Origin of the sequence: Caenibius tardaugens NBRC 16725 (assembly GCF_003860345.1) — a bacterium.
Lineage (GTDB): Bacteria > Pseudomonadota > Alphaproteobacteria > Sphingomonadales > Sphingomonadaceae > Caenibius > Caenibius tardaugens.
The window spans coordinates 1,251,667-1,274,638 of record NZ_CP034179.1 but is presented as its reverse complement, the minus strand read 5'-3'; the positions used below and the strand labels follow the sequence as shown (position 1 = coordinate 1,274,638).

The window sequence follows — 22,972 nt, the reverse complement described above, 5'->3', positions numbered from 1 at the left end:
GCCTTCCTTTTCAGCTTGTGAGAAAATCGAGAACGGCCCGCGCGAAAGTGTCGGGCCGTTCGACATTGGAGAGGTGGGCTGCTTCCAGCATAACCAGCTGGGAAGCCGCGATGGCGCCTGCCAGCGCCTCGCTATGCGGTGGGGGTGTTGCCGGATCGCGCGTGCCGCCGATAACCAGTGTGGGCCTGTCGATCAGGCTGACAGTCCGGCGCATATCCATGTCGCGGATGGCAGCGCAACAGCCCGCATAGCCTTGTGGATTGCCCGCCTGCAGCATTCGCGCAATGCCATCGATGGCTGCAGATCCTTCTGCCAGAAAGTCCGGGGTGAACCAGCGGTCAAGCGATGCCTGCGCCAAGGGGACGATCCCTTCACTGCGGACAAGGGCGATGCGCGCATCCCAATTGGCCGGTGGCCCCATGAAGGACGAGGTGTTGGCCAGAACCAGCCGACGCAAGTGCTGCGGTTCGCGGATGCCCAGCCATTGTCCGGTCATCCCGCCCAGTGACAGCCCGCAGAAATCGACAGGACCGGGATTGAGCGTATCGAGCAGTTCCACGACATCGCGCCCCAGCCGGTCGAGCGAATAGGCGCCCGCTGGCGCGTCCGAGGCGCCATGGCCGCGCTGGTCGTAGCGCAGGACGCGAAAGGTCTGCGTCCATGCCGCCATTTGTGGTTCCCACATGCCCATGTCAGTGCCGAGAGAGTTCGACAGGAGCAGCACAGGCGCGCCTGCCGGGCCATCGTAACGCCAAGCAATCCGGCAGCCGTCACCGGTAACGAAGTACTCTACGCTCATCAGACACGCTCCACAGCGACAGCAAGCCCCTGACCGACCCCGATGCACAGCGTCGCCAAGCCAAGGCGCCCGCCAGTCCGTTCGAGCTGGTGGACAAGGGTCATCAGGATGCGGGCACCCGACATGCCCAGCGGGTGGCCCAGTGCGATCGCGCCGCCATTGGGGTTCACCCGTGGATCATCGTCGGCCAGACCAAGCCCGCGCAGCACAGTCAGCCCTTGCGATGCAAAGGCCTCGTTCAGTTCGATGGCATCGCATTGATCAAGCTTGAGACCAAGCCGTTGCAGCAGCTTTTGCGTTGCCGGTACCGGACCGATTCCCATGATACGCGGGGGCACCCCGGCGCTGGCCATGCCCAGAATGCGTGCACGCGGGTGGAGACCGTGATCGCGGATCGCGCTTTCGCTGGCCACCAGCATCGCCGCCGCGCCATCGTTGACGCCGGATGCATTGCCTGCGGTGACGGTGCCATCCGGGCGGACGATGGGTTTCAGCTTCGCCAGCATCTCCGCTGTGGTATCCGCACGGGGATGTTCGTCTACCGCGAACACGGTTTCGCGCCCTTTGCGGTCGGTGATCGTAACCGGGACGATTTCTTCCGCGAAATAGCCGCTTGCCTGCGCGGCGGCGGCCTTCTGCTGGCTACGCAGTGCGAAGGCATCCTGATCGGCGCGCGCAATGCCGAATTCTGCCGCCACGTTTTCGCCCGTTTCGGGCATGGAATCGACGCCGTAGAGCGCCTTCATGCGTGGATTGACGAAGCGCCAGCCGATGGTGGTGTCAAAAATGGCGGGGGTGCGGGCAAAGGCGCTGTCCGCCTTAGGCATGACGAACGGCGCGCGGGTCATGCTCTCCACGCCACCGGCGATCATCAGGTCGGTGTCACCGGCGCGGATCGCGCGTGCGGCGGAACCGACGGCATCCAGCCCGGATGCGCAGAGCCGGTTGATGGTCGCGCCGCCGACAGTGTCGGGCAAACCGGCCAGCAGGGCCGCCATGCGCGCGACATTGCGATTGTCCTCACCAGCCTGATTGGCGCTGCCCAGGATCACGTCATCGATCACGGCCGGATCAATCCCGGAACGTGCGATCAGCGCCGCAATCGGCAGGGCGGCGAGATCATCGGCGCGCACGGTGGCGAGTGCACCGCCATAGCGCCCGATGGGCGTGCGCAGGGCGTCGCAAAGGAATGCCGCGCTCATGATCCGAGCTGCCCGAGCGCCAGGGGCGCACCGGTTTTGGCAACCACGTCTTCGACTGTAACGCCGGGGGCGGTTTCAAGCAGAGTCAGCCCCCCTTGCTTGCGGTCGACGGCAATCACCGCAAGGTCGGTGATGATCAGGTCGACCACCCCCCGGCCGGTCAGCGGCAAGGTGCAGCATTCCAGAATTTTGGGGGAACCATCCTTGGCCACATGGTCCATGACCACGACAATACGCTTCACCCCGGCGACAAGGTCCATGGCGCCGCCCATGCCTTTCACCATCTTGCCGGGTATGGTCCAGTTGGCGAGATCGCCATTGGCGGCGACTTCCATCGCGCCCAGCACGGCCATGTCGATATGGCCGCCACGGATCATCGCGAAACTGTCTGCCGAAGAGAAGAAGCTGGATGTGGGCAGCGCGGTGATGGTCTGCTTGCCCGCGTTGATTAGGTCCGGGTCGGCCTCCCCCTCATAGGGAAACGGGCCGATGCCCAACATGCCGTTTTCCGATTGCAGGGTGACATTCACCCCGGCGGGGACATGATTGGCGACCAGCGTGGGAATACCGATACCCAGATTGACATAATAGCCATCACGCAGTTCGGCCGCAGCGCGCGCTGCCATTTCGTCACGCGACCAGCTCATGACGCATCTCCACGCGCGCGGGTGGTGAGTTTTTCGATGCGCTTCTCGTTGATGGTCGAAAGCACGATCCGATCGACGTAAATGCCGGGGGTGTGCACCGCATCGGGGTCGAAGCTGCCTTCAGGCACGATTTCCTCGACTTCCACTACGGTTATCCTGCCCGCTGTTGCCATGTTGGGATTGAAGTTACGGGCCGTTTTGCGGAACATCAGATTGCCAGCCGGATCGGCCCGCCACGCCTTGATGATCGACAGGTCGGCGCGGAGCCAGGTCTCGCGCACATATTCCTCCCCATCGAACAGTTCGGTGGGTTTGCCTTCTGCGACTACCGTGCCAACGCCCGTACGCGTGTAGAAGGCGGGAATGCCCGCGCCACCGGCGCGAATACGTTCGGCCAGTGTGCCCTGAGGATTGAGTTCGAGTTCGAGTTCACCGGAAAGATACTGGCTCTCGAACAGCTTGTTCTCCCCGACATAGGAGGAGATCATTTTCCTGATTTGCCTGGTTTCCAGCAGCATCCACAGGCCAAAACCATCGGCACCGGCATTGTTCGAGATGACGGTAAGGCCGGTGACACCCGACGCGCGGATTTCAGGGATCAGGCTTTCCGGATTACCGGAAAGCCCGAACCCGCCCGACATGATCGTCATACCGTCGAACAGCAGGCCGTCGAGTGCTGCGGCGGGGGATGGATAAATCTTGTTCATGCCGGGCTGGTTTCCAGATCTTACGCTTCTGCCCGTGCGCGGGCGGAGAAGCCTTCATCGCCGGCCGCTTTGGCGCGTTGCAGTTCGAAATCGAAGGCGATGTAGGCGCTTTCGCCCTGGCGGTTGGGCACAGGCAGAAGGCCTTCGCGGGTGGCGAACGCGAAATCGTCACCGGCAAACGGATCGTCGCCGAAATTGATCTGCGTCGTCAACTGCCGGTATCCGGGGGCCTCGACGAAGAAGTGGACATGCGCCGGGCGATTGCCGTGCCTGCCGAGCGCCTTCATCAGGCGGTCCGTGGGGCCTTCGGGCGGCACGCTGTAACCGTTCGGCATGCGCGAGTGGAAGGCGTAACGGCCATCGCTGCCGATCTTGATCCGGCGGCGGTTGTTGAACGGCGTCTGTTCGCCCGTCGGATCGAAGTAGGAATAGAAGCCCTTCGAATTGGCGTGCCAGACATGCAGGATGGCGTCCTTTACAGGTTCCTGATCGGGGCCAGTGATCTGACCGGTCATATAGAGGGTATCCGTGTCGTCCGGATCGTCGGTCAGATTGACATCGCCTTCCACCAGCGGGGCGCCCGCGACATAGAGCGGGCCTTCGATCGTACGCGGCGTTCCGCCCGTCTGGCCTGCTTCCGCATCCCGCGCGTCCAGCACGAGATCGAGAAAATGTTCGAGACCGACACCGGGTACGATCAGCCCGAATTCAGGCCCTGCTTCCTGGAAGAACTTGATCGCAGACCAGAATTCGTCCTGCGTTACATCGTGTTTGACGATCGTCGTCATGATCGCTTCGACGAGGTCGCGCGTGATGTCCTTCAGCCGTTTGTCACCGCCCTCGCTCAGGAGGCCGCTGGCTTGATTCAACAGCGTTTGCACCTGGGGGGTTTTTACGAAATCCTCGGTCATTAACACCTCTCCTGAAATATGAATTGAAAACCTAGCGATCGTCTTCGTGCAGCGACGACGGATGGCGGCAGAGCGCCGTCACGCGGATATCCATGAAGGGATAGAGCGGGAGGCCGATCAGGATGTCATGCAGTTCGGCGTTGCTCGGCACGTCGAAGATGCTGACATTGCTGTACTGGCCGACCACGCGCCAGATGTGGCGCCAGGTTCCGGCGCGCTGCAGTTCCTGGAAACGGGCCTTTTCGGCTGCTTTCAGTTCCTCGAACCGGTCGGGATCGTATCCGGTCGGTACGTTGACGTCCATTTCGACTTTGAAGAGCATGGGTCAGGCCTACTGTGTGGAAGGAATGGAGATAGTCTTGCGCGGGGCATCCCGCCGCAGGAAAGCGATGCGATCCTCGTCAAGGTCGATGCCCAGTCCGGGGCTGTCCGGGACCTTCAGCGAGAAGTCCGCATATTCGAGCGGGGTGGTGAGGATTTCGTCGGTCAGCAGCAGCGGTCCGAACAATTCCGTACCGAAGGGAAGCCGGGCGAACGTCGCGAAGACATGCGCCGATGCAACCGTGCCAATGCCCGCTTCGAGCATCGTCCCGCCATACAGGGCCACGCCAGCGGCTTCCGCGATGGCCTGAACTTGCCTTGCGGCCAGCAAGCCGCCCGATTGTTCGATTTTGACTGCGAAGACATGCGCCCCGGCATGCGTGGCGAAATCATAGGCTGTCGTCGGCCCGGTCAGCGATTCATCCGCCATGATCGGAATACGGGCACGGGCGCTTAATCGTGCCATGCCTGCCAGATTGCTGCGGGTGATCGGCTGTTCCACAAGATCGCATCCGGCATCGGCCAGCATATCGATGCCGCGCGCGGCCGTGGTTTCATCCCAGGCCATGTTGACATCGACGCGGATTGACGCGCTGTCGCCCAGCGCCCTCTTGATCGCGGCAACATGCGCGACATCGTCTTCAAGGCTGCGTTTGCCAATTTTCAGCTTGAAGGCATTGTGGCGCTTGCGGCTGATCATATCCTCAGCCTCTTCGATGTCGCGCGCGGTATTGCCGCTTGCCAGAGTCCAGAGGACAGGCAGGCGATCGCGCACGCGGCCGCCGATCAGTTCGCTCACCGGTAAACGCGATCGTTTGCCCTGCGCGTCCAGCAGTGCGGTTTCGATGGCGCATTTCGCGAAATGGTTGCCCACGATATGTGCGGAAAGGCGCGCCATGGCCTGGGCAGGCCGCGTGGCATCGATGCCTTCGAGCACCGGTGCAAAATAGGTTTCGATCGCGAGCTTGATCGTTTCGGGGCTTTCCGGTCCGTAGGAAAGGCCCCCGATTGTCGTCGCTTCTCCGACGCCGACTATGCCATCCGAACAGTGCAGGCGAACGATACACAGCACCTGGCTGTTCATTGTCGCCATTGCCAGAACATGCGAACGAATTGTCGGTACATCGACCAGGAACACTTCAATTCGCTCGATAATCGCCATTACACACCTCTTATTCGGGCAGCGCATTATGAACGCCCGGCACGCGAACGGGAATGATTGAATGGGTCCAATATTATACCTTAAAGGTATAGTTAGAGCTGATACCCTCCCGAAACCATGATCAGGCTACTGGCATGGCCCGCCGCTCGGCTAGCCGTATCCTGCGGAGCCTAGCTCAATTCCGCGAATAAAACGCCGATGCGTTCAGCGGCTAAAGAACGCGCAATATGGATAGCAATGCGGAAAGGCCATCTGCCAAGTATAGCCGCGAGCGGAGTTTGTTGCAGGTCTGATTAGCTGAATGCGCTCTGCCAGAACGAAATGAATACTTTTCTTATGCCTACGAAAGATGTGCCTGATTAAGTAAAAGTAGTTCCCGTGATAAAACGGAATGGGCGCACCTTTCATTTATAAAAGATGTCGGGAAGCGATGGTTTGAGAAAACCGGTTGAACCGGCAATGCCGCAATCAATGTGAGAGGTCCCATGACAACAGGTGTAAATTCGCTTCGCAGGAAGGACCAGTTCAAGCTGGGCACGTTTTCGTCCAACTGTTCGAGCGGGATGTCCATTACCAATGTGCCGGAACGCTGGAATGCGAGCTGGGACAACAATCTCGCGCTTGCGCGGATGCTGGACGATGCGGGTATCGATTTCATGCTGCCGGTGGCCCGTTGGGTTGGCTATGCCAATACGGGCGACAGCAACTTTCAGGGCCATGTTCTCGAAACGCTGACCTGGGCCGCGGGTTTGCTCGCCGCGACGCAGCGGATCACGGTAATCTCCACGGTACACACGATGGCGTTCAATCCCGTGGTTCTGGCAAAACAGATCGCAACGATCGACCAGATCGGCCACGGGCGCGCCGGGCTGAATATCGTTGCCGGCTGGAACGCGCCGGAAATGGCAGCCCTGGGTCTGGAATTGCCGGAGGGGCATGACGTTCGTTACGCCTATGCCGATGAATGGTTCGAAATTGTCCGGCGGTTGTGGACCTCGACCGAACGGTTCGATTTCGATGGCGAGTTTTTCCAGCTGAAGGAGGTCAATTCCGATCCCTTGCCTTTTGCCGGGCTACCCCCGGTTATCAATGCGGCAGGTTCGAAAGAAGGGCGGGATTTCGCGGTCAAGAATGCGGAGTTCCTGTTCACGCCTGCGATCGATCTGAAACGGTCGGCTGAAGAAACCGCGGAATTGAAAGCATTGGCCGCAAGCCGCGGGAAAGAGATCGAACTCCTGACCTTCTCCCATGTCGTGTGCCGCCCGACCACCAAAGAGGCGGAGGATTATGTGCAGTATTTCGGGTTCGAACACCGGGATACGAAAACGCTGGATCGGGTCATCGAACTGCAGTTCGCCCATGCGCAATCCTTTCCCCATGACCTGCTGACCTTGATACGCGATCGTTTTGCCGTGGGGCATGGCGGCTATCCGCTGGTGGGCACGCCCGAACAGGTCGCCGACGGCATCTGCGCGATCCGCGAAGCAGGATTTAGCGGGACCACCCTGTCCTTCGTCGATTACGTCAAGGAATTCCCCTATTTCCGCGATGAAGTGCTGCCCATCCTCGAAGCGCGAGGCCTGCGGACCAGCGAGAGCCGCGAAGGCGAGGACCTGAAGGTCGCGTTCGCGGGATAGGAGCAGCTCGCCGGGCTGAGGGCCCGGCGCTTTGCACCTGCACCAGTGGCGCTGCGCCGGACGGTCGCACCGATCGAACCGGCGGGCGCTGCCAGTGCGGTGACCGGCCTATTCGTGGCGCAGGGCATCAATCGGGTTGAGACTGGCTGCACGGCGTGCCGGGAAATACCCGAACACTACCCCGATCAGCGCCGAGATCGCGAAGGCGATCACGTTGATTTCGGCATCGAACATCCAGCTGACCTGCATGACCGGAGCGAGAACAGCGATGGCGAGCTGCGCGATCAGCAGGCCGGCGAGACCGCCGAGGCAGGACAGCACAATCGCTTCCACCAGAAATTGCATCAGAACTTCGCGTGCGACGGCACCGATCGCGAGGCGAATACCGATTTCACGCGTGCGCTCGGTCACTGATACCAGCATGATGTTCATGATGCCGATACCCCCGACAACCAAAGAGATTGCCGCGACGGCCGCCACGATGCGGGTGAGCAGCGTGGTCGTTCCGGTCAGCGTGTCGGAAATCTGTTTGGTGTCGAAGATGTTGAAATTGTCTTCCTTGTCGCTGGTGATCTTGCGGCGTTCGCGCAGGAGGTCGGTGATTGAGGCCTGCACCTGTTCCGCAGAAAAGCTCTGGTCGACGCCGACCAGCATGACCGAGATATTCTGATTGCCGGTAAAACGCCGCTGCACGGCTTTTACGGGCATGATCACGACGTCGTCCTGATCGCCGCCAAATCCGCCCTGACCGCGCGTGGATAACACGCCGATGGCATCGCAGCTTATGCCTTTGATGCGAAAACGCGTGCCGACGGCGCTACCGCCCCGGAACAGGTTCTGGCGCACGGTGTTGCCAATGATGCAGACCGATTTGCCCGCCTCTTCCTCGGCAGGGGTGAAGGTGCGGCCCTCCGCCAGTGGCCATGGCTGCACGGTGAAATAGGCATCGGTGGTGCCGTTGACCGTTGTCGACCAGTTGGCGCCCTCGTAAATCGCGGTGCCGCTGGTTTGCGCCTGCGGGGCGACGGCCGTGACCCCGGCGATCTGCTGTGCGATCGCGTCAAGATCGGCCATTTCGAAATCGGGTGGGCGTGGCCCCCCGCCGCCGCGGCCGAAGCCTTGCCCGGGACGGATCTGGAGGATGTTGGTGCCAAGCGCCGAAATCTGGCTCTGCACGGCTGCGGTCGTCGCATTGCCGAGCGTCACCATCGTTACCACGGCGGCAACACCGATAACGATGCCCAGCACGGTCAGGAACGAGCGCAGCATGTGCCGCCGGATAGAACGCAGAGCGAGCAGGAACGTCGTGCCGATCATGCGCTGGCCCTTGTCTTGCCGCGTGGCGCGGGATTGGTCTCTATGGTTTCGACAAGGCCATCCTTGAAATGCACGAGCGTGTGCGCGAATTCCGCCATATCGGGTTCGTGGGTCACCATCAGCACGGTGATCCCGCTTTCCCTGTTGAGCTCTGCAAGCAGTTCCATGATTTCGACCGACCGTTCGGAATCGAGATTGCCGGTCGGTTCGTCGGCCAGCAGCACATCCGGGCGCGTCACGATCGCACGGGCAATGGCGACACGCTGCTGCTGCCCGCCCGACAGTTCGGCGGGGGTATGGTCCCACCAATCCTTGAGCCCGACCTTGTCCAGTGCGGCCAGTGCTGCTTCGCGTCGTTCGCCCTTGGGATCGCCCCGATAAAGCAGCGGCAGTTCAACGTTTTCCAGCGCACTTGTCCGCGCGAGAAGATTGAAGCCCTGAAACACGAAACCGAAATATTTCCGCCGCAACAGCGCGCGTTGATCGCGCGTCAGCGCTTCGACGGGATGGCCGCGAAACAGATAGGAACCGCGTGTCGGCACATCGAGACATCCCAAGATGTTCATTGTTGTCGACTTGCCGGAACCGGACGCACCCATCACCGCGATGAAATCGCCGGGCATGATGTCAAGATCGACACCTTTCAGCGCCTGAAAGGCGGTTGCGCCTTCCCCATAGGTCTTGGTGATCCCCCTGAGACGAATGATCGGATCGGTCATTGCTCAGTTGCCTTTCGACGCTCCGGATTGTTTGCCCTGTCCCGCGCCTGACCCGTCACCCGAAAGCTGGCCGGTGATCACTTTCATGCCGGGTTGCAGCTTGCCCGAAGTCACTTCGGTGAGCGATCCGTTGGTATTGCCCGTGGTCACTTCGATGGGCTGCGGTTGTCCGTCATCGCCGAGAACGTAGACGGTTTGCTGCGCACCACGATCGGTGGTCACACTGCGCTTTGTGGTGCTTCCGCCGCGCCGGGGGCCGCGTGGCACAAGCGCGCCGGTAATGCCGCCTTTCGCCGCATCGGTGCTGTCACTGCCATCAGCCGGGCGATAACGCAGCGCCGCATTGGGGATCAGCAGCACGTTCTGTTTGTGCATGGTCACGATATCGGCGGTCGCGGTCATGCCGGGGCGGAGCGTCTGTTTGGCATTATCGACGGACAGGATTGCCGTGTAGGCAACCACATTGCCGGTCGTCGAGGCGCTGGAAGAAGACGATGATGACGACGAAGACGACGATGATCCGCTGCTGTTCGATCCGACATTGACGCGCGTGATTTTCGCGGGGAAACGCTGGCCGGGGAAAGCATCGACAGTGAAGGTCGCGTCCTGTCCTTGCGCAACCTGGCCGACATCGGCTTCATCGATCGAGACTTCGAGTTCCATCTGGCTCAGATCCTCGGCTATGGTGAACAGCACCGGGGCGTTGAGCGAGGCGGCGACAGTCTGGCCGGGTTCGATATCGCGCGAGAGCACGACCCCGGTTACCGGCGAATAGATCCGCGCTTTCGACAGATCGGTCTGCGCCGTGCCCAGCGCCGCCTGTTGCGACGCAACCTGAGCACGCGCCGCAGCCAGCGACGCGGCGGCGCGTTTCTGATCCGCGCGCGCGGCATCGAGTTCTGTTTTGGAAGGCGCCCGACCGCCTGACAGGCGGGACACTTCTTCCTGCCGTGCCAGCGTGGCATTTGCCTGCGCTAGCGTTGCCTGGGCTTCGCCGACATTGGCCTGTGCAGCCGCTACGTTCGCTTTGGCTTGCACGACCGAATCCTGAAGGCGCGCGGTGTCGAGCGAGGCCAGCAACTGCCCCTTGGTGACCCTGTCGTTCACATCGACATAGACATGGGTGATCAGGCCCGACTGTTCCGACCCGACATCGACTTGATTGATCGGCTTGACGTTGCCAGTGGCCGATACGGTCACGGTCAGTGCGCTGCGTTCGACCGCCTGCGTTGCATAGCTGGTTTCTGTGGCAGGTCCGAAACAGCGATAAAGGGTGAGCAGGATCACGAGCGCCAGCAGCCCCAATCCGATCCATTTTCCGCGACGAATCCACGGGTTTTCCGGCTTGACGCCGAGGAATTCACCGAGGTCGTTATCGCCAGCCTGCGCTTCGGTCATCCGTCGCTTCCATTCCTGTCCGTGGTTTGCCATCCGCCGCCAAGGGCGTTGTAAAGCTGCACGACTGCGAGAGCCTGTGCGGCCTGGGAACTTGCAAGGCTGTTGCTTGACGAGAGGAGCGAGGTTTCGACGCTCGACAGCGTCAGAAAATCGCTCATCCCGGCCTGATACTGCAGCCGCGCGATAATCGCGCTGGTGTTCGCGGAATCACGGGCGATAGCAAATTGCGTGCTGCGCGCGTCGGCCGACGAGACCGCGACGAGCGCGTTCTCCACATCCTCGAGCGAGGTGAGGATCGTCTGGCGATAGGCGGCATAGGCGCCATCGACAGCGGCCCGCTGGGCGCGGACCTGCGAAGCCCGTGCCCCGCCATCGAACAGAATTTGCGAAATACCGGCGAAAAGCGAACCAGTGATCGCATCGAACAGTCCGCCGGCGCTCAGAGCACTCGTTCCCAGCGATCCGCTGAGGCTCAACGAGGGGAGCAATTGCGCCTGTGCAACGCCAATGCGTGCCGTGGCTGCGGCAAGGCTGCGTTCGGCGGAACGGACGTCGGGGCGCTGGCGCAGTGTGTCGGCCGGAAAGCCCACGGCAAGATCGGATGGCGGGACCGGGATCGGGGCCGGGGTTTCAAGCGCTGCCGTTGCAGCGCCCGGTGCCTGGGCCGTCAACACCGCCAGCCGGTTGAGTGCATTTTTTATACTGGTTCTGAACTCGGGAAGGCTTGCCTCGGTTTGGGCAAGCTGGGTGCGGGCCTGCTCTTCATCGAGCGACGCGGCGACGCCGGCCTGAACCCGCCAACGGGCAATATCGTAATTGTCGCGCTGATAGCGCACCGTATTCTCGGCAATCGCGAGCTGCTGCTGCGCGAGCCGAAGCTGGATATAGTTGGTGACCACTTCGGCAATGATCGCGATGCGGACCGATGCCAGATCGTAGCCGCTCGCCGCTTCGTCAGCGCGCGCGGCCTCGACCGAACGCCGCACGCCGCCGAACAGGTCAAGCTGCCAGTCCGCATCGATCCCGAGGGAATAGCTGCTGGTGTCGGGGGCGCTGCTGTCGAAGTTGCGCCCGGCACGCCCGCTCGCGCTGGCTGTCGGCAGCAGATTGGCGCGCGCCTGTATCGATGCCTCACGCGCTTGCCGCAAGCGGGCTTGCGCCTGCTCTATATCGAGATTGGCGGACACTGCGCGTGTGACAAGGTCGTCGAGCATCGGGTCATGGAAACGCGTCCACCATGCGGCAAGCTCGGCAGGGTTCAGCGCAGCACTGCGCCCGTCGCTATAGGCGGAAGGTACCCCGAGGTCGCTTGGCGTGGCAGGCCGATAGTCGGGGCCCACGCTACATGCGGCCAGTGACGCGGCTGTTGCCGTGACCGCAAGGTATCGCCATCGATCGATCATACGGAGGCCTTCCATTTCATCCTCCGCCTGACCGGAGCGTGACGATCACGATGGATCTCTGGCAAACAACGATTTCAACAGGCTGCCACAATGCTCCATCGTGCGACCAACGCCGGGGCGCGGATTTCGTTTCAGCGTGGGCGGGGCCTGGTCAGATGTTCGGGGATGGCACGATGACAGGCGAACAGGCGGGCCGGGCAGCATTGTGTGCATCGTGCGTCTGTTCGAAGGAGGTTGGGCCGGGCATGGGGGACGCCCGGCCCAAACCGCGCGCTAGAGTGTACAGCGACGCGGTTTTCCAGCGCTTGTCCGATAGGTGTCGGTACGGGCATTGTAGGAACGGTATTTCTGCTGGCAGACCCGGACGTGGCGATACCAGTCGCCCTTCTTCGTCCAATGTTTCGGCGGCGCCGGGGGTTTGGCGCCCCATGCCTTGTTCCATTGGCCATAGGCATTGTGTTGCCCGTTATGCGCATTCGGAGCAGGCTTTTTCGCCGGTGCCTGCGCCCCGTGATCTGGGCCATGACCGGGGCCGTGTTGGGGGGCGCCCGGTCGTGCCGCTGCGATCGACGGCGCTGCCGCGGCGATCACTGCGGCGGCCAATGCGCAGCGTAACAGCATTTTCATCATGCAACTCCTTGGGCATGCCGGCCCGCTGCATAGGGCGGACCGGATCGGGGGATCGGAACATTTTCGTCTCAGCCGATATGGCCGATCAGCCGGGCGTGCGGGGTCAAGAGTTCGCAAGCGCAATGTAAAATTTGTGAAAAGACGGGGTGACAGGCCATAAACGGCAGCCGATGCAGGCGCTGATGGAAGACGCTACCCCCGCAAGGCGCATTTTGCTGGTCGATGATGACATCGATCTCAGTGCGATGCTGCGCGAGTATCTGGAAAGCGAAGGTTTCCGCGTGGAGACGGCACACAATGGCGTCGATGGCGTCGCCCAGGCTTTGTCGGGCAAATTTGACGCGATTGTGCTCGATATTATGCTCCCGCGCCTCAACGGTATCGAGGCCTTGCGTCAGATTCGCCAGACAACCGACGTGCCGGTGCTGATGCTCACAGCCAAAGGCGATCAGGTGGATCGCGTGGTGGGGCTGGAACTTGGCGCTGACGATTATGTCGCCAAACCTTATTATCCGCGTGAACTGGTTGCCCGGTTGCGGGCAATCCTGCGGCGGCAGGTTTCGCTCGGTGCGCCGCGCGGATCGATCATGCAATCGGGAAAATTGACCGTTCGTGTAGCGGAACGCCGTGTCAGCTGGTTGGATATCCCGATCGAACTCACCGTGACCGAATTCAATATGCTGGTTTCGTTGTTGCGGGCAGGCGATGAGGTCCAGTCGAAGGACGATCTGTCACTCGGGGCGCTGGGGCGACCGCGCCAATCCTATGACCGTAGTGTGGATGTCCACATCAGCAATCTCAGGCAGAAACTTGAAGCCGCCTCGTCCGGGGATGTTGGTATCGAAACGGTGCGCGGCGTCGGCTATCGCTTGCGAAGCGCGCCATGAAAACCCGGCTGTTCTGGAAAATTCTGCTGGCGTTCTGGCTGACTTTCCTTGCGATCACGCAAGGAGTCTGGTTGCTGTTCCAGTTGCGCAGCGATGATCGGCCGCCACCGGAACGTTTTATGGTGGAACAGATGGCACCAACGCTGCTGTCTGTCGCGGAAGGGGAAATCGAACGGTCCGGCAAGGCCGGATTTTACAGTTTTCTGCGTTCTCTGCCCGCAGAGCAACGCGCACGTCTGCAACTTGTCGAGCCGGACAAGCAGGCTCCTGCCTATCCCCCTGATCTGGTGCGGTCCATATCGCGCGATGTTGTGACACCGGACGGGCAGCGCCTGCACATTCGCTATGGATATCGCGACAGGCCGAGTGGCACGGATATCTTCAACATGCCTGCCGAACTCATGACCCTGGGCCTGGTCGGAGGATTGCTCTTCGCAGCCTTGCTGGCATGGTATCTGACCCGGCCGATCAATCGGCTGCGCAAAGGGTTCGACCAACTCGCGCAAGGTCACCTGTCGGAGCGGCTTGGCCCCGTTATGGGGAACCGGCGGGATGAGATTGCCGATCTGGCACATCACTTCGACCGGATGGCCCAGCGTCTTGAGGAACTGGTCGGCGCGCGTGACCGGCTGCTTCATGACGTTTCGCACGAACTGCGTTCTCCGCTCGCGCGGTTGCAACTTGCGATCGGACTGGCGCGTCAGGCACCCGACAAGACCGAGGCATCGCTGCAACGGATCGATCGCGAGGCCACCCGTCTCGATGCGTTGGTGGGGGAATTGCTCGGTCTGGCGCGGGCGGACCATTATGGCAGCACGGGGGAGGATTATTTCGACCTTGCCGATGTGCTGCGCAGCGTGATCGAGGATGCCCTGTTCGAAGCAAGGGCGCATGGCGTTGCGATTTTCGTCAGCGGTGCGGGGATGTCCAGCGATCAGGCGCCACCGATACGTGGCGATGCAGAAACGGTTCGGCGGGCGCTCGACAATGTCATCCGCAATGCGCTCCGTTTCTCGGAAGCCGGGCAACAGGTGGATGTCGATTACAGGTCGGAAGACGGCGCCCACTGCATCACCGTTGCCGATCGTGGCCCGGGCATGGAGGACATCAATATAGACGCGATGTTCGAACCCTTTGCGCGCGGGAACGACCAGAGCCTTGGTTTCGGTCTCGGCCTTGCGATTGCAAAGCGCGGCATTGCGCGGCACGGTGGCGCGATTACGGCGACCAATCGTGCAGGGGGCGGTCTGGTCGTCCACTTGCAGATCCCGCAGGCAGGTGCTGTCAGTTCAGATCGGGTCACGGTCCATCCCCGGCATGGAGCGGGGGATGCCGAGACATCCTAGCACTACTTTGGCAGAATTGCAGGATGTGCAGTTGCCAGGCATCCTCCGCAATGAGGGCAATGGCGCGGCGGCGCGCGCGATAAGCGGTCAAGGATAGCTTGGCGTACAGCCGGTAGGCTCGGCTGAGGGGGCGGACCGGAGACTCTTTTTTTTCCGCCCCGTCTGAGCGAGCCTTCGTGTTTGCAGGAAGGCATAGGCGATCATTGTCATGAGCGCATGGCGATGCAGCCCGGTCCACGAGCGGCCCTCGAAATGGTCGAGACCAAGTTCTTCCTTGAGTTGCTGATGCGCCTGTTCGCAGACCCAGCGCGCCTTGATGGCGCCGGCGACATCTTTGGCTGGCGTGTCGGCGGGAAGGTTGGAAAGATAGTATTTTCGCTCGCCGCTGGAGCGATGCTCGCCCACCAGCCAAGCCTCTTCGCCTGGCATGTGCTGTGCGCCAGCAGCACCGATCCGCTGTGGCGCGCCATCAGCGATCCGCACGCGCATGACAGCGAAGCGGGCGCTCAGACGGCCTTTGGTTCCGCGGCGCCAACTGATCTTCCGCCACTTCGCCTCCTCCAGCATGGTATGGGCGGCCAGGGATTTGACGTCGGGTACGTGCCGGACACGCGGTCGTCCACGTCCCGCCACCGGGAAGATCAACTGCACGTCTGAGGGATAGACCTTCTGGTGGCGGGGGATGCCGACCGCCCAGCAGAGGCCCCGTGCGCTGAGCGCCTGCCGGAACGGTGCGGACAGGCCATAACCGGCATCGGCCAGGACGCAGCCAAAGCGCACGCCGGCAGCGATGATGCGGTCGATCTCCTCAATCGCGATGTCAGGCTTTGTGCGATAGGCCCGAAATGCTTCGGGCACAGCCGCCTTGGCCATCCGTGCAGTGTCGCTGGTCCAGCTTTCCGGCAGGAACAGCCGCAAACCCAGCATGACCGGAACTTCTCCCGAGGCCAACGTCACCGATACCAAGGTCTGGCAGTTGGCGTTCTTGCCCAACACCGTGGCGTATTGCGGCGCGACACCGACCGAGGCCTTGCCCTTCTTGGGTAGCGCTGTGTCGTCGATGATAAGCCAGGCCTTGTCGCCGCCGACCAGCTCATCAGCCTGTCGCCACAACGTCGCCTCCAGCGGCGCGCTGTCCCAGATCCCTGCTCCGACGAAATGGTGTAGCCGGTCATAGCTGAGCGCGTCGATGCGTGCTGCCATCGGCTGGATACTCTTGCGATCGCCCGGGCCTATCAATCCGGCGATATAAGCCGGACACATCCGCCGCCGCGTCTTGTTGGCCAGAGCCTGCAAATACGGCTCAAGCCACTGTTCGAGGTCCCGCCGCCAATCCTCTTCCATCGCCAGCCTCCACAAAAGCTGGCTCCCTATGAATCACGCATTCCTCCGAAGGGGAATCCCAAAAATTACACTTCTGCCAAAGTAGTGCTAGCACTACTTTGGCAGAATTGCAGGATGTGCAGTTGCCAGGCATCCTCCGCAATGAGGGCAATGGCGCGGCGGCGCGCGCGATAAGCGGTCAAGGATAGCTTGGCGTACAGCCGGTAGGCTCGGCTGAGGGGGCGGACCGGAGACTCTTTTTTTTCCGCCCCGTCTGAGCGAGCCTTCGTGTTTGCAGGAAGGCATAGGCGATCATTGTCATGAGCGCATGGCGATGCAGCCCGGTCCACGAGCGGCCCTCGAAATGGTCGAGACCAAGTTCTTCCTTGAGTTGCTGATGCGCCTGTTCGCAGACCCAGCGCGCCTTGATGGCGCCGGCGACATCTTTGGCTGGCGTGTCGGCGGGAAGGTTGGAAAGATAGTATTTTCGCTCGCCGCTGGAGCGATGCTCGCCCACCAGCCAAGCCTCTTCGCCTGGCATGTGCTGTGCGCCAGCAGCACCGATCCGCTGTGGCGCGCCATCAGCGATCCGCACGCGCATGACAGCGAAGCGGGCGCTCAGACGGCCTTTGGTTCCGCGGCGCCAACTGATCTTCCGCCACTTCGCCTCCTCCAGCATGGTATGGGCGGCCAGGGATTTGACGTCGGGTACGTGCCGGACACGCGGTCGTCCACGTCCCGCCACCGGGAAGATCAACTGCACGTCTGAGGGATAGACCTTCTGGTGGCGGGGGATGCCGACCGCCCAGCAGAGGCCCCGTGCGCTGAGCGCCTGCCGGAACGGTGCGGACAGGCCATAACCGGCATCGGCCAGGACGCAGCCAAAGCGCACGCCGGCAGCGATGATGCGGTCGATCTCCTCAATCGCGATGTCAGGCTTTGTGCGATAGGCCCGAAATGCTTCGGGCACAGCCGCCTTGGCCATCCGTGCAGTGTCGCTGGTCCAGCTTTCCGGCAGGAACAGCCGCAAACCCAGCATGACCGGAACTTCTCCCGAGGCCAACGTCACCGATACCAAGGTCTGGCAGTTGGCGTTCTTGCCCAACACCGTGGCGTATTGCGGCGCGACACCGACCGAGGCCTTGCCCTTCTTGGGTAGCGCTGTGTCGTCGATGATAAGCCAGGCCTTGTCGCCGCCGACCAGCTCATCAGCCTGTCGCCACAACGTCGCCTCCAGCGGCGCGCTGTCCCAGATCCCTGCTCCGACGAAATGGTGTAGCCGGTCATAGCTGAGCGCGTCGATGCGTGCTGCCATCGGCTGGATACTCTTGCGATCGCCCGGGCCTATCAATCCGGCGATATAAGCCGGACACATCCGCCGCCGCGTCTTGTTGGCCAGAGCCTGCAAATACGGCTCAAGCCACTGTTCGAGGTCCCGCCGCCAATCCTCTTCCATCGCCAGCCTCCACAAAAGCTGGCTCCCTATGAATCACGCATTCCTCCGAAGGGGAATCCCAAAAATTACACTTCTGCCAAAGTAGTGCTAGGTCTGTGGTCGCCGGGATTGGCCGGGCGTGGCAGTCTCCGCAATCGCCCCCTTCGTTGTCGTTACCGCCCGATGTCGCTCAAGCTCCGTCCCGGGGTATGTCCTGCAAAGGCAGCGCACCGCGTGTGATCAGGCGTCGTGACGCCAGCTTTACCGTATCGAAAGTGACCGAGCGGGACAGTTTTCCTGCCATATGCAGGCTGATGAGGCCATGCAGCGATGCCCAGTAGGCATGGGCGAGGATTTCCGGTTCCCCTTCGATCAGACCTGCGGCAACCATGTCCGCGACATAACCGGTCAAGGTGCGCCGCGATCGTTGTTCCGCAGCGACAAGTTCGTCGGTTTTTTCCGCTTCCGGCTGTTCGTAGGCGAAGATCAGTTTGTAAGCCGCCGGTTCGTCGAAGGCGAAGGCGATATAAGCTTCACCGATGGCGCGAGACCGTGCCCACAGATCATCCGTGCTGTTGTAGGCATGTTCTATGCGGGTGGAAAAGCGATCGTAAGCCGCCGTCCGTGTGGCCGCGATCAAGGCGATCTTGCTGTCAAAATACCGATAGAGGGAAGCGGCGGTCCAGCCCATCTCGGCCGCGACCGCTCGCAGGGAGATGTCCGTCGATCCAAGTTTCGCCATGTGTTGTTCGGCAATGTGCCGGATCTGGTCGCGCACTTCGCGCACTTGTTCGGGTTTGAGTGGCAGAGCCATGCGCTTGCCATACTAAACGCCGTTTGGTATGTCCACGATAAACAGTGTTTAGTATGGGGCGCCCGTGACTGTCAGTGGATATCCGCATCTCTTCGCCCCGCTCCGGATCGGGTCACATCGTCTCAAGAACCGGATCGTCATGGGGTCGATGCACACCGGACTGGAAGACCTGCCGGATGCGAAAGAACGGTGGGCGGCCTATTTCGTCGAACGTGTCCGTGGCGGGGTCGGCATGATTATCACAGGCGGGATATTGCCGCATGCGTGCAGCGGGCATGAGGCGAAACTTTCCGATCCATCCGAGGTCGAGATGCATCGCACGGTCACGCGGGCAGTCCACGCCGCCGATCCGGAGGTGAAAATCTGCATGCAGATCCTGCACATGGGGCCGCTTGCCGATACGCCTGACTGCGTGGCGCCATCGCCCATCCGGTCACGGATCGGCCGATACGTCCCGCGTGCGCTGGATGAAGCGGGGATCGAGGAACAGATCGCAGCTTTTGCCAATTGCGCTGCGCTGGCGCGGCAGGCCGGTTATGATGGTGTCGAGATTATCGGCTCGGCAGGATACCTTATTTCCGCATTTCTGGTGAACAGAACCAATCAGCGCACCGATCGCTGGGGGGGGAGCTGGGAAAACCGCATGCGGTTTCCGGTCGAAGTCATGCGCCGCATCCGTGCCGCAGTCGGGCCGGATTTCATCCTGATTTTCCGCATTCCCGCGATGGATATGCTGGAACAGGGCATGTCCTGGGAAGAGGTCGTGTCGCTCGCCAAGGCCATAGAACAGGCAGGCGCGAATGTGATCAGCACGCATTTCTGCTGGCACGAAAGCCTGGTGCCGACCATTGCCACGATGGTTCCCCGGGCCGCTTTCACACAGGTTACCGGCAGGCTGCGCCAACATGTGTCGATTCCGCTCATCACCAGCAATCGGATCAACATGCCGACAGTGGCGGAGGCGGTGCTCGAACGGGGTGATGCCGATCTTGTTTCGATGGCGCGGCCGATGCTGGCCGATCCGGAATTCGTGATCAAGGCACGCGAAGGGCGCGAGGATGAGATCAACACCTGCATAGCGTGCAACCAGGCGTGTCTCGATCATGTCTTTTCGGGCAAGCTCACGTCCTGTCTGGTCAATCCCCTCGCGTGCCGGGAAACGGAATTGCGCATCACCCCAGCACGGTCGGCAAAACGCATTGCCGTGATCGGTGCCGGGCCGGCGGGGCTGGCCTGCGCCACGGTCGCCGCACAGCGGGGGCATGTGGTGACCCTGTATGATCGTGCGCATGACATCGGCGGGCAGTTCAATCTGGCCAAACGTATTCCCGGCAAGGAAGAATTTCACGAAACGCTGCGATATTATCGCCGCATGATCGACAAGCATCACGTCAGTCTGCAACTGGGTGTCGATGTGGATGGTGCGTTGTTGCGGCAGGGCGCATTTGACGAAATCGTCATCGCCACGGGTATCGCGCCACGCACATTGGATCTGCCCGGGCACGATCATCCCAAAGTGTCCGGCTATATCGATGTGGTCGCCGGCCGGGTGACTCCGGGAAAGACGGTCGTCATCATCGGGGCTGGCGGGATCGGCTTCGATGTCGCGACGTTGCTGTCGCACGCAGGGGTTTCCGCAGCTCTGGATACGGATGTGTTCGCCCGCGAATGGGGCATCGATTTTGAAAATCACCCGCGCGGCGGGGTCACCGGTGTCGCACCCCGCGTGGCAACCGGTGGGCGGCAAGTGACGCTGCTACAACGCAAGGCAAGCCCTGTCGGCAAGGGGCTGGGACGGACAACGGGCTGGACGCACCGGATTGCCTTGCAACGCAGGGGTGTGCAGATGGTTTCGGGTGTGGTCTATCAGCGCATCGATGATCTGGGCCTGCATGCGACAGTCGATGGACAGCCCCGCCTGTTCGAGGCCGACAGCATCGTGATTTGTGCCGGGCAGGAACCCGATCGTGCACTCTACGATCAGTTGGTGGGGGCAGGGATGCATGTTCATGTGATTGGCGGCGCGTTCGAGGCAGGCGAACTCGATGCCAAGCGCGCGATCAAACAGGCGACTGAACTGGCCGTTGCTCTGTGAAACACAGGGCGGTGGCGCGATAAAAATCAGAGATTATGTCGCCCCTGACAGGCAAGATAATCTCTGATCTACACCCAGTGGTTATGTCATTTCTTCCGGTTCAGAAACGCCTGGATTCCTGCCAGAGCCTCGTCTGAACAGGCGGTTTTGTAGAAGTAACGGCTTTCTATGCGCAGCCCTGCCTCAATCGGAACCTGCGAACCTTCATACAGGGTCTTGAGGATGTTGGAGACAGCAAGGGCGGGTTCGCCTGTACTGCCGCGCCGGGCAGCGAGTTGGGCGGAAAAGACGGTGTAGCCGACTTGGCTGTGCGGGCCGCCGCCGGGCAGCCTGAAACCATCCTGATCCCACGGGGCAACCGGGTTCCCGCCATCCAGTATCCACTGGCGCGCTTCGGTCAGCAGGTCTTCGGCGGGCACAAGCTTGTGGATGACGCCGGCAGCCAGTGCAGCCTCGGTGTCAATCATCGTTCCATCGGCGATGTGGGGCAGGGCGCCGCTCAAGCCCATCAGGCGGAGCAGGCGTTGGGTTCCCCCCGCACCAGGCAGGAGCCCCAGCGTCACTTCGGGCAGGCCGAGGCGCAAGGTGTCATCGTCTACCGCGATCCGGAAATGGCAACCGAGCGCCAGTTCGAGACCACCGCCGAGCGTGATGCCGGAGATTGCCGCAACCACCGGCTTGCCGCAGGTTTCCAGTGCCCTGATGCGGCCGCTGAAGCGCGCCGCATCGGCCACGCGGATGGCGATGTCCTCGGGGTTTTCCGCCTGACGCCAGCGTGCGATATCGTTGGGCAGTTCGGTAAGATCGGCGCCCGCGCAGAACCCGCGTTCTTTGCCCGAGTGGAAGATCGCCCCCCGGATCGCATCATCGTCCCTGATGCGGGCGGTAATGGTGTCGAGTTCCTGCTGAACCGCTGCGCTTATGGCGTTCAATGAACGGCCGGGTACGTCAAAAGTGATCAAGGCGATGCCATCGGCATCGATCTGGATGGTGAAGTTTTCCATGTCCGCCCTCAGATTCGTTCGATAACCATCGCGGTGCCCATGCCGGCGCCCACGCAAAGATTGATCAACGCGGTTTGTTTGTCTGTCCGTTCGAGTTCGTCGAGCGCCGTACCGAGGATCATCGCCCCGGTCGCGCCAAGGGGGTGGCCCATAGCAATCGCCCCGCCATTGACGTTGACTGTCCCGCCATCCAGTTCGAGCGCGCGCAGATAACGCAGGACCACGGCGGCGAACGCCTCGTTCAGTTCATAGATATCGATGTCGCCGGTCGCCATGCCGAGGCGGTTAAGCAGCTTGCGCGTAACGAATTCCGGCCCTGTCAGCATGATGGTGGGCTCCGATCCGATCGAGGCGCCGCCCAGAATGCGGGCGCGGGGTTTCAGTCCTGCGGCCTCGCCCGCTTCTTTCGACCCGATCAGCACCATCGCCGCGCCATCCACGATGCCCGAGGAATTGCCACCATGATGCACGTGATTGACCGGCCCCATATCGGGGTAACGCGCCATTGCCACGGCATCATAGCCTGCTTCCCCCATGCGGACGAACGCGGGCTTCAGTTTGCCCAGTGCCTGAAGATCGGTATCAGGTCGCATATGTTCGTCATGGGCCAGGCGGATGGCTCCTGCCTGATCGAGAACCGGCACAATCGAGCCCGCAAACCGGCCTTCACGCCATGCTGTCGCGGCGCGCTGCTGGCTTTGCACGGCATAGGCGTCGACATCGTCGCGCGTGAACCCGTTCAATGTGGCGATCATGTCGGCGCCAATACCCTGCGGTGCATAATAATGGTCAAAGGCAAAGACCGGATCGACAGTCATCGCGCCGCCATCGGCGGCCAGCGGAACCCGGGACATCGATTCAACCCCGCCGCCCACGGCGAACCGGGCTTCGCCCGCAATGACCTTGGCCGCGGCGATGTTGCAGGCTTCCAGCCCGGATGCACAGAACCGGTTGACCTGAACGCCTGGCACCTGCTGCTCGTAACCGGCCACGACCGTGGCGAGGCGGGCGATGTCGCTGCCTTGTTCGCCCACGGGCATGACACAGCCCAGCACCACGTCGTCGACCAGCGCGGTGTCGAGGTGATTGCGGTCGCGCAAGGCGCGGAGCATCTGGGCGGCGAGATCCAGCGCGGTGATCTCATGCAAGGCGCCGTCCGGCCTGCCTTTGCCACGCGGCGTTCTTACGGCGTCATAGATATAGGCATGTGTCATG

General features: G+C 61.7%; 21 protein-coding genes. 4 read left to right on the top strand and 17 right to left on the bottom strand.

The window, feature by feature from the left end:
* Positions 1-10 precede the first annotated feature (10 nt).
* Genes pcaD through EGO55_RS05735 form a run of 7 tightly spaced genes read right to left on the bottom strand, consistent with a single transcriptional unit; the run spans position 11 to position 5,749 of the window.
* Positions 11-799: a 3-oxoadipate enol-lactonase gene (gene pcaD / locus EGO55_RS05765; RefSeq protein ID WP_021691018.1), complete on the bottom strand. Its 789-nt coding sequence runs from the start codon at positions 797-799 to the stop codon at positions 11-13.
* On the bottom strand, positions 799-2,001 hold the full coding sequence (gene pcaF, locus EGO55_RS05760; RefSeq protein ID WP_021691019.1) for a 3-oxoadipyl-CoA thiolase: 1,203 nt from the start codon (positions 1,999-2,001) through the stop codon (positions 799-801). The genes pcaD and pcaF overlap by 1 nt, the downstream gene beginning before the upstream one ends.
* The gene (locus EGO55_RS05755; protein WP_021691020.1) at positions 1,998-2,648 is read right to left on the bottom strand and encodes a 3-oxoacid CoA-transferase subunit B; all 651 of its coding nucleotides are present in this window, start codon (positions 2,646-2,648) and stop codon (positions 1,998-2,000) included. Before EGO55_RS05755 ends, pcaF begins: the two co-directional genes overlap by 4 nt.
* The gene (locus EGO55_RS05750; protein ID WP_021691021.1) at positions 2,645-3,355 is read right to left on the bottom strand and encodes a CoA transferase subunit A; all 711 of its coding nucleotides are present in this window, start codon (positions 3,353-3,355) and stop codon (positions 2,645-2,647) included. Before EGO55_RS05750 ends, EGO55_RS05755 begins: the two co-directional genes overlap by 4 nt.
* Positions 3,356-3,375: 20 nt before the next feature.
* Entirely contained in the window at positions 3,376-4,266 is an 891-nt protein-coding gene (locus tag EGO55_RS05745; protein ID WP_021691022.1) for a dioxygenase family protein, read from the bottom strand.
* A 31-nt stretch (positions 4,267-4,297) separates the two neighbouring features.
* Positions 4,298-4,588, bottom strand: coding sequence for a muconolactone Delta-isomerase (gene catC / locus EGO55_RS05740; RefSeq protein ID WP_021691023.1), 291 nt, complete (start codon positions 4,586-4,588; stop codon positions 4,298-4,300).
* A gap of 9 nt (positions 4,589-4,597) precedes the next feature.
* Positions 4,598-5,749: a muconate/chloromuconate family cycloisomerase gene (locus EGO55_RS05735; RefSeq protein ID WP_021691024.1), complete on the bottom strand. Its 1,152-nt coding sequence runs from the start codon at positions 5,747-5,749 to the stop codon at positions 4,598-4,600.
* 485 nt (positions 5,750-6,234) lie between these two features.
* Here EGO55_RS05735 and EGO55_RS05730 point away from each other — a divergent pair, with 485 nt between their 5' ends.
* On the top strand, positions 6,235-7,386 hold the full coding sequence (locus tag EGO55_RS05730) for an LLM class flavin-dependent oxidoreductase (RefSeq protein WP_052023727.1): 1,152 nt from the start codon (positions 6,235-6,237) through the stop codon (positions 7,384-7,386).
* Between the two features lie 108 nt (positions 7,387-7,494).
* On the opposite strand, the gene EGO55_RS05725 is transcribed toward EGO55_RS05730, so the two are convergent.
* The 5 genes from EGO55_RS05725 to EGO55_RS05705 form a co-directional block, all read right to left on the bottom strand.
* Positions 7,495-8,703, bottom strand: coding sequence for an ABC transporter permease (locus EGO55_RS05725; RefSeq protein WP_021691026.1), 1,209 nt, complete (start codon positions 8,701-8,703; stop codon positions 7,495-7,497).
* Positions 8,700-9,422, bottom strand: coding sequence for an ABC transporter ATP-binding protein (locus EGO55_RS05720; RefSeq protein ID WP_021691027.1), 723 nt, complete (start codon positions 9,420-9,422; stop codon positions 8,700-8,702). The genes EGO55_RS05725 and EGO55_RS05720 overlap by 4 nt, the downstream gene beginning before the upstream one ends.
* A 3-nt stretch (positions 9,423-9,425) precedes the next feature.
* Positions 9,426-10,820 carry an efflux RND transporter periplasmic adaptor subunit gene (locus EGO55_RS05715; protein ID WP_021691028.1) on the bottom strand — a complete coding sequence of 465 codons (1,395 nt, stop codon included), beginning with the start codon at positions 10,818-10,820 and terminating at the stop codon, positions 9,426-9,428.
* Positions 10,817-12,238: an efflux transporter outer membrane subunit gene (locus EGO55_RS05710; protein WP_021691029.1), complete on the bottom strand. Its 1,422-nt coding sequence runs from the start codon at positions 12,236-12,238 to the stop codon at positions 10,817-10,819. The genes EGO55_RS05715 and EGO55_RS05710 overlap by 4 nt, the downstream gene beginning before the upstream one ends.
* Before the next feature lie 258 nt (positions 12,239-12,496).
* On the bottom strand, positions 12,497-12,850 hold the full coding sequence (locus tag EGO55_RS05705) for a BA14K family protein (RefSeq protein WP_021691030.1): 354 nt from the start codon (positions 12,848-12,850) through the stop codon (positions 12,497-12,499).
* Positions 12,851-12,999: 149 nt separating this feature from the next.
* On the opposite strand from EGO55_RS05705, the gene EGO55_RS05700 reads away from it, so the two are divergent.
* The gene (locus EGO55_RS05700) at positions 13,000-13,740 is read left to right on the top strand and encodes a response regulator transcription factor (protein WP_235694150.1); all 741 of its coding nucleotides are present in this window, start codon (positions 13,000-13,002) and stop codon (positions 13,738-13,740) included.
* A complete protein-coding gene (locus EGO55_RS05695) occupies positions 13,737-15,086 on the top strand; it encodes a HAMP domain-containing sensor histidine kinase (protein ID WP_124916733.1) in 1,350 nt (449 codons plus the stop codon). The genes EGO55_RS05700 and EGO55_RS05695 overlap by 4 nt, the downstream gene beginning before the upstream one ends.
* Before the next feature lie 87 nt (positions 15,087-15,173).
* Here the strand turns inward: EGO55_RS05695 and EGO55_RS05690 are convergent, their stop codons facing one another.
* From EGO55_RS05690 to EGO55_RS05680, 3 genes are all read right to left on the bottom strand, one after another.
* Positions 15,174-16,430 (bottom strand): IS701 family transposase, encoded by a 1,257-nt coding sequence (locus EGO55_RS05690; protein ID WP_021243113.1) that lies wholly within the window; start codon positions 16,428-16,430, stop codon positions 15,174-15,176.
* A gap of 178 nt (positions 16,431-16,608) precedes the next feature.
* Complete coding sequence (locus EGO55_RS05685) at positions 16,609-17,865, bottom strand: IS701 family transposase (RefSeq protein WP_021243113.1); 1,257 nt, start codon at positions 17,863-17,865, stop codon at positions 16,609-16,611.
* A 169-nt stretch (positions 17,866-18,034) separates the two neighbouring features.
* Complete coding sequence (locus tag EGO55_RS05680) at positions 18,035-18,658, bottom strand: TetR/AcrR family transcriptional regulator (RefSeq protein WP_021691935.1); 624 nt, start codon at positions 18,656-18,658, stop codon at positions 18,035-18,037.
* A gap of 64 nt (positions 18,659-18,722) precedes the next feature.
* On the opposite strand from EGO55_RS05680, the gene EGO55_RS05675 reads away from it, so the two are divergent.
* Positions 18,723-20,753, top strand: coding sequence for an NADPH-dependent 2,4-dienoyl-CoA reductase (locus EGO55_RS05675; RefSeq protein WP_040717682.1), 2,031 nt, complete (start codon positions 18,723-18,725; stop codon positions 20,751-20,753).
* 86 nt (positions 20,754-20,839) lie between these two features.
* Here EGO55_RS05675 and EGO55_RS05670 read toward each other — a convergent pair whose 3' ends face one another.
* Both EGO55_RS05670 and EGO55_RS05665 read right to left on the bottom strand, forming a co-directional pair.
* Entirely contained in the window at positions 20,840-21,757 is a 918-nt protein-coding gene (locus EGO55_RS05670; protein WP_021691937.1) for an enoyl-CoA hydratase/isomerase family protein, read from the bottom strand.
* Between the two features lie 8 nt (positions 21,758-21,765).
* Entirely contained in the window at positions 21,766-22,971 is a 1,206-nt protein-coding gene (locus tag EGO55_RS05665; RefSeq protein ID WP_021691938.1) for an acetyl-CoA C-acetyltransferase, read from the bottom strand.
* Position 22,972: the final 1 nt, after the last annotated feature.

Coding starts and splice junctions, on each gene's coding strand:
- pcaD (WP_021691018.1), bottom strand. CDS start 799: ATGAGCGTAGAGTACTTCGTTACCGGTGACGGCTGCCGGATTGCTTGG.
- pcaF (WP_021691019.1), bottom strand. CDS start 2,001: ATGAGCGCGGCATTCCTTTGCGACGCCCTGCGCACGCCCATCGGGCGC.
- EGO55_RS05755 (WP_021691020.1), bottom strand. CDS start 2,648: ATGAGCTGGTCGCGTGACGAAATGGCAGCGCGCGCTGCGGCCGAACTG.
- EGO55_RS05750 (WP_021691021.1), bottom strand. CDS start 3,355: ATGAACAAGATTTATCCATCCCCCGCCGCAGCACTCGACGGCCTGCTG.
- EGO55_RS05745 (WP_021691022.1), bottom strand. CDS start 4,266: ATGACCGAGGATTTCGTAAAAACCCCCCAGGTGCAAACGCTGTTGAAT.
- catC (WP_021691023.1), bottom strand. CDS start 4,588: ATGCTCTTCAAAGTCGAAATGGACGTCAACGTACCGACCGGATACGAT.
- EGO55_RS05735 (WP_021691024.1), bottom strand. CDS start 5,749: ATGGCGATTATCGAGCGAATTGAAGTGTTCCTGGTCGATGTACCGACA.
- EGO55_RS05730 (WP_052023727.1), top strand. CDS start 6,235: ATGACAACAGGTGTAAATTCGCTTCGCAGGAAGGACCAGTTCAAGCTG.
- EGO55_RS05725 (WP_021691026.1), bottom strand. CDS start 8,703: ATGATCGGCACGACGTTCCTGCTCGCTCTGCGTTCTATCCGGCGGCAC.
- EGO55_RS05720 (WP_021691027.1), bottom strand. CDS start 9,422: ATGACCGATCCGATCATTCGTCTCAGGGGGATCACCAAGACCTATGGG.
- EGO55_RS05715 (WP_021691028.1), bottom strand. CDS start 10,820: ATGACCGAAGCGCAGGCTGGCGATAACGACCTCGGTGAATTCCTCGGC.
- EGO55_RS05710 (WP_021691029.1), bottom strand. CDS start 12,238: ATGGAAGGCCTCCGTATGATCGATCGATGGCGATACCTTGCGGTCACG.
- EGO55_RS05705 (WP_021691030.1), bottom strand. CDS start 12,850: ATGAAAATGCTGTTACGCTGCGCATTGGCCGCCGCAGTGATCGCCGCG.
- EGO55_RS05695 (WP_124916733.1), top strand. CDS start 13,737: ATGAAAACCCGGCTGTTCTGGAAAATTCTGCTGGCGTTCTGGCTGACT.
- EGO55_RS05690 (WP_021243113.1), bottom strand. CDS start 16,430: ATGGAAGAGGATTGGCGGCGGGACCTCGAACAGTGGCTTGAGCCGTAT.
- EGO55_RS05685 (WP_021243113.1), bottom strand. CDS start 17,865: ATGGAAGAGGATTGGCGGCGGGACCTCGAACAGTGGCTTGAGCCGTAT.
- EGO55_RS05680 (WP_021691935.1), bottom strand. CDS start 18,658: ATGGCTCTGCCACTCAAACCCGAACAAGTGCGCGAAGTGCGCGACCAG.
- EGO55_RS05670 (WP_021691937.1), bottom strand. CDS start 21,757: ATGGAAAACTTCACCATCCAGATCGATGCCGATGGCATCGCCTTGATC.
- EGO55_RS05665 (WP_021691938.1), bottom strand. CDS start 22,971: ATGACACATGCCTATATCTATGACGCCGTAAGAACGCCGCGTGGCAAA.